Source organism: Dactylosporangium sp. NPDC005572 (genome assembly GCF_040605515.1).
GTDB lineage: Bacteria > Actinomycetota > Actinomycetes > Mycobacteriales > Micromonosporaceae > Dactylosporangium.
The window spans coordinates 1-4,826 of sequence record NZ_JBEXCY010000382.1 but is presented as its reverse complement, the minus strand read 5'-3'; the positions used below and the strand labels follow the sequence as shown (position 1 = coordinate 4,826).

The window sequence follows — 4,826 nt, the reverse complement described above, 5'->3', positions numbered from 1 at the left end:
CCGGCGGTGGCCGGGGCGGATCCGCCGGTTGGCCTCGCCGGTCGCGGCGTCGCGCGGCAGCGCGCCGTCGAGCCTGGTCACGGCTGCACACGCTACCGCGCCTGTGTTCGGTGGACCCGGGTCTGGCCGACCGGCACGACAAGCAAGCTCAAGGGAGCACGTCAACCGAGCCTGCTGCGTGGTACCAACGGCATGTCCAACTGATGTTCGGCCCGCCGGGACGGAGCCCGCCGATGGACGATCAGATGGCGCTCGCGGCGTCGACAGCGGCAGCCCTCGTGCGAGCGATGACCCTGGACGGCTGGGCAGTCGTGCGCGGCAGGCTCATCCTTCGCTTGGGGCGCGGCGACCCGGGCCTGAGCCAACAGGTCGCACTGGAGCTGGACGCCGCTCACCACGCGGTGCGGTCCGGCTCCGCCGACCTCCGGTTCGTGCAAGGGCGTCTCCAGCAGTGGTCGGCGCCGTTCCTGAGCGCCGACCCGGGTGCCGCGCACGAGATCACGGTTCTGGTCGCTCAGGCCGAGCGGTCGCGGAGTGCTTCCCGATCCAAGGCCGGCGTGTGGATCGCGGTCTCCGCAGCGGTGGCCGTCGTCCTCATCGTCGCCTGCGTGCTTGCGGTCGCACAGTTGCGGAAGGTCGTCAGCCCGGACCCCCGGTACTCGATCGGGGACTGCATGACCATCGCGGACCAGGAGGTCGACCGCTGGGGCAAGCAGCACGTGCCGGCCGGCAAGGTCGCCTGCGACGGAAACGCCACGGGTGACGGCGTGTACATGGTGACGTATACGGTCAGCAACCCCGACGCGCTCTCGGCCGGGATCTATTGCAACCTCGTCGGCTCCCATCCGCAGAAGGACATCGAGATCGCGGTGCGGGAGGACGACACCAACACGCTTTACTGCGCCGCGGACTGATCCGTCGCACGCCGATCGGCCGGAGGCCGCCGCCCCGGCGGTGGGCCGGGGCGGCGGGTGGAGCGGGACTACCTAGTTCACGAGCCGATCAGCAGGCCGTAGTCGGCCATCGCCATGGCGATGTCGGACTGGGCCCAGAAGCGGTGGAACGTGAACGTCGGGGCCGGGCCGGTGCCGTTCAGGTACGCCTGGACGGCCGGCCAGCTCGGGTCGTTCTTGTAGAAGGAACGGATGTCCAGGAACGACTTGCCGGGGGCGATCACGTCGCCGTTCGGCATCGTGCCGCTGTAGCCCGACGGGATGAACAGGCCCTGCTGGTTGCTCGAGGACCAGACATCGTCGAAGCGGTTGTAGTCGGTGCGGGTCTCCGGGATGCCCACGCCCTGCGCGTCGGTGTGCAGCCAGATGCCGTCCAGCAGCTTCTTCGCCGTCGTCTTGGCCGCCGTGTTGTTGGCCTTGGCGCCGTAGAAGGTCAGCAGCCGCGCGTACGCGGCGGCCACGCCGATGTCCGTGCCGGTCGACACCACCGAGACGTGCAGGTTGGTGTTGGCCTGCGGGCTGGACGGGTTCCACGTGTTCGGGGCGCCGGTCCACGACAGGGTGTCGGGGATCTTGAAGTCGCCGTTCGACGTGAAGGTGGTGTTCGCGATCGCCCACGACACCCACTTGTCCAGCATCGCCTTGGCCTTGGCGTCGCCGGTCGCGTAGTAGTACTCCGCGACCCGCTCCACCGACCACGCCTGGAAGCCGAACCACTGGTTCGACGCCGGGTCGTGGTACACCGGCTGGTAGTCGTAGAACATGCCGTAGAAGGTCGGCGTGCCGGACGGCGGAGCGGAGTAGTTACCGCCCCAGCTGTTCGTCGCGCCACCCGCGAACGCGCCCTCCGACGACTGCAGCCACTGGTAGAACTCCAGCTGCCGGCCGAGGCTGGTCTGCCAGTCCGCCTTCGCCGACGGCGAACGCGGCGCGAGCGCCGACACGTTGGCCAGGGCCCAGGCCGCGAGCGGGTTCTGGTAGCCCTGGTGGTTGTGGCTGGAGCCGATGCGGAACGCCCACTGGCCGCCCATGTCGCCGCCCCACGCGTAGTACCAGCTCATGAGGTACGCAGCGGAGTCCTTGCCGGTGCCGGCCGCGCAGGCGGTCGAGGTGCAACCCGGCTTCTTGAAGTACTTGTCGTACATCCCGTAGCGCAGGTAGTCACCCATCTTCGCCGCCTTGGCGACGGTCGCCGACACGTCGGCGGCCTTGCCCTGCTCGGTCGCCCACTGCAGCGCCCAGTAGGCCGCCTGCACCGCGCGGGCGTCGGCGTCGGGGGCGTTGGTGTAGCGCCACTGCTTCGCCGGCGTGCCGGAGATGAACAGCGGCAGGTAGCCGGCGCCCGACTGGCCGTACGTGAAGTTCTCGCAGGACGGGTGGGCGACGGTCTCCCACACCGACTCCTGCGGGCCGCGCTGGTAGGTGTTGATGTACGACACCTTCGAGCCGGCCACCGGGGTGCACGAGCTGAAGCCGTAGACGTTGTCCACGTCCTCGAGCCAGTGCATGCCGTAGACGTCGGCGTTGCCGTACGTGGAGACGAGCTCGTTGTACAGCGGGTCGACGCCGACCTTCACGGTCGAGTCGAGCTTGCCGCCCTGCGACGGGTAGAGGCTCGGCTGGTCGGCCTCCGGCGCGTAGTCGGCCGGGTCGTTCGGGTTGTAGCCGCCGGTGGTCTGGTTGGCGTGGGTCGGGATGATGTACTTCTCCATCGTGTCCCAGGCCTTGTTGAACGGGGCCCAGTCCTGCTTCACCCGGCCGTAGTTGGCCTCCAGCCAGATCCAGTAGCTGAACGCCTCCGACGTCGTCTCGTGCCCGTGGTCCGGCGCCTCGACGACGAGGGTCTCGATCGCGTGGTACGGCACGCCCTCGGGCGAGAAGTACCCGGCGCTGTGCAGCTTCTGGTACTGCTCCAGGAACCGCTGCACGTAGGTGCCGCCGGCCACGTCGTCGTCGCTCTCGTTCGCCGGTACCGCGGCGGACGTCCACCCGGACGCCGTGAGGTTGATCGTCGCGGTGCCGTTGGTGCTGTCCGCGTCCTGGGCGCCGGAGACGGTGACGGTCTGCGCGGTGTTCCAGTTGGCGGTGGTGAACGTCAGCGACGCCGGCGCGACCGTGATGTCGGTGTCGCCGGTGCGGGCGACGGCCACCGTCACGCTCGACGTCGGCGCCTGGTTGAGCTTCACCGACAGCGGCGTCGAGCCGCCCTCGGGGACGGTCAGCGGCGAGGGCGTGGCGACGATCGCCGGGCCGGTCGGGGCGTCCACGAACACCGGCACGGCGGTGGACGTGGTGACCGCGCCCTTGCTGTCGTAGGCCTTCGCCTGGAGGCTGTACGCCGCCGTCTGGGCCGGCACGCCCGTCCACGTGTAGGCGTACGGGGAGCTCGTGTCGGTGCCCAGCAGCAGGCCGTCGTGGTAGAACTCGACCTTCGCGATCGAGTCACCGGCGTCGGGGTCGCTGGCGGTGGCGGTGATCGGGATCGACGCCGGGGCCGTGTAGCGGGTGTTCGCCGCCGGCGCGGTGATGCTCACCGTCGGCGAGGCGTTCGGCCCGGTGCACGCGACGCCGTTGAGGGCGAACGCCGTCGGCGACACGTTGGTGCCGCTGTAGGCGGCGTTGAAGCCGGGGTTGACCGTGCCGCCCGAGGGCAGGCTGCCGTTCCAGGGCGCGTTGCGGATCGTGACCTGGTTGCCGGTCTGGGTGAAGTCGCCGTTCCAGCTCTGCTGCAGCTGCTGGTTACCGGCGAACGTCCAGGTGACGTTCCAGCTGGACAGCGCATCGCCGAGGTTCTTGACGACCAGGTCGCCGGTGAAACCGGTCGGCCACTGGCTGCGCACGGAGTAGGTCACCTGGCAGCCGGTCGCCGCGTGGGCGGTGCCGGCCGGCAGTGCGACCATCGCTCCGGCGACCAGGAGGCCGGCGGCCAGGGCGCGCCATCGGCGTCTCGTGGGGGTGCTCACGGAAATACAGCTCCTCGTGAAAGTTTCGGACCGGGTGTGGGGCGTGTGGCAGCGCCAATGGCTTGGTACGCAAGGCCATTGCTGCCAGTGCCTCGTCGGCTCCCAGACGCGAGGTGGCGACGATTCTGGCATGGGAGCGCTCCCGGGACAAGGAGGCCCGTCGATGGCTATGGTCACCGCACCCGTCGATCCCTGGAGGTGATGCCGACCCGTTCTCGCGGCTCCCACGCGAATCCCGGGTGCGGCGGCCGGCGTCTGCAGCGCCACCGCCGCGCCCCCCGCCACCCGGGCGGCGGCCCCGAAATCCGTGAAACGTACGTAGCGGGTTAGTTCCGCTGAATTCGGGTTAGATGCCCTCGTGATCCGCAAGGAAAGGGGGGTCGTCATGGTCCGACCCGTCACCGACCTCGAAGGGCACCCGGACATCGTCGAACTGCGCGAGCGGTACGACCTGGCGTCGTCGACGCCTACGGGCTACATCGCCGAGGGGCTGCTGTTGCTCACCGGGGTCTACCTGGCCATCTCACCCTGGGTGGTCGGCTTCGCCGGTGCTCAGCCCGATCTCGCGGTGAACAACCTTATCTGCGGCATCGCCGTCGGCTTCCTGGCCACCGCCTTCACCGCCTCGTACGGCCGTACCCACGGCCTGGCGTTCGTCCCGGTGGTCCTGGGGGTGTGGACGTTCATCTCCCCCTGGGTCATCGACGGCGCATACGCCAGCGGTGGCTCCATCGCGAACAACATCGTGACCGGCCTGGTCATGATCGTGCTAGGGCTGGTGATGCTGCGTCTGCCCGGCATCGGGTCCGGACGTGCCCGCAGGTGATTTCCGCCGTGGCCGGCGGTGAGCCGCCGGATGCCGCCGGCCCCGTCGGTGGTGCTGGACGGCGACGGGATCGCCGACGTGCGC

The 4,826-nt window shown here is 69.6% G+C and carries 4 protein-coding genes; 3 read left to right on the top strand and 1 reads right to left on the bottom strand.

What is annotated here, in order from left to right:
- Both ABZS66_RS60350 and ABZS66_RS60345 read left to right on the top strand, forming a co-directional pair.
- The coding region (locus ABZS66_RS60350) for a hypothetical protein (protein ID WP_354773819.1) at nucleotides 1–204 on the top strand (204 nt) is incomplete at its 5' end.
- A 41-nt stretch (nucleotides 205–245) separates the two neighbouring features.
- Complete coding sequence (locus ABZS66_RS60345) at nucleotides 246–914, top strand: hypothetical protein (protein WP_354773817.1); 669 nt, start codon at nucleotides 246–248, stop codon at nucleotides 912–914.
- Nucleotides 915–991: 77 nt separating this feature from the next.
- On the opposite strand, the gene ABZS66_RS60340 is transcribed toward ABZS66_RS60345, so the two are convergent.
- Nucleotides 992–3,853 (bottom strand): glycoside hydrolase family 48 protein, encoded by a 2,862-nt coding sequence (locus tag ABZS66_RS60340; RefSeq protein WP_354773821.1) that lies wholly within the window; start codon nucleotides 3,851–3,853, stop codon nucleotides 992–994.
- Between the two features lie 448 nt (nucleotides 3,854–4,301).
- Between ABZS66_RS60340 and ABZS66_RS60335 the strand changes: the two genes are divergently transcribed.
- Nucleotides 4,302–4,742, top strand: a complete 441-nt coding sequence (locus tag ABZS66_RS60335) for an SPW repeat protein (protein ID WP_354773815.1) — start codon at nucleotides 4,302–4,304, stop codon at nucleotides 4,740–4,742.
- Nucleotides 4,743–4,826: the final 84 nt, after the last annotated feature.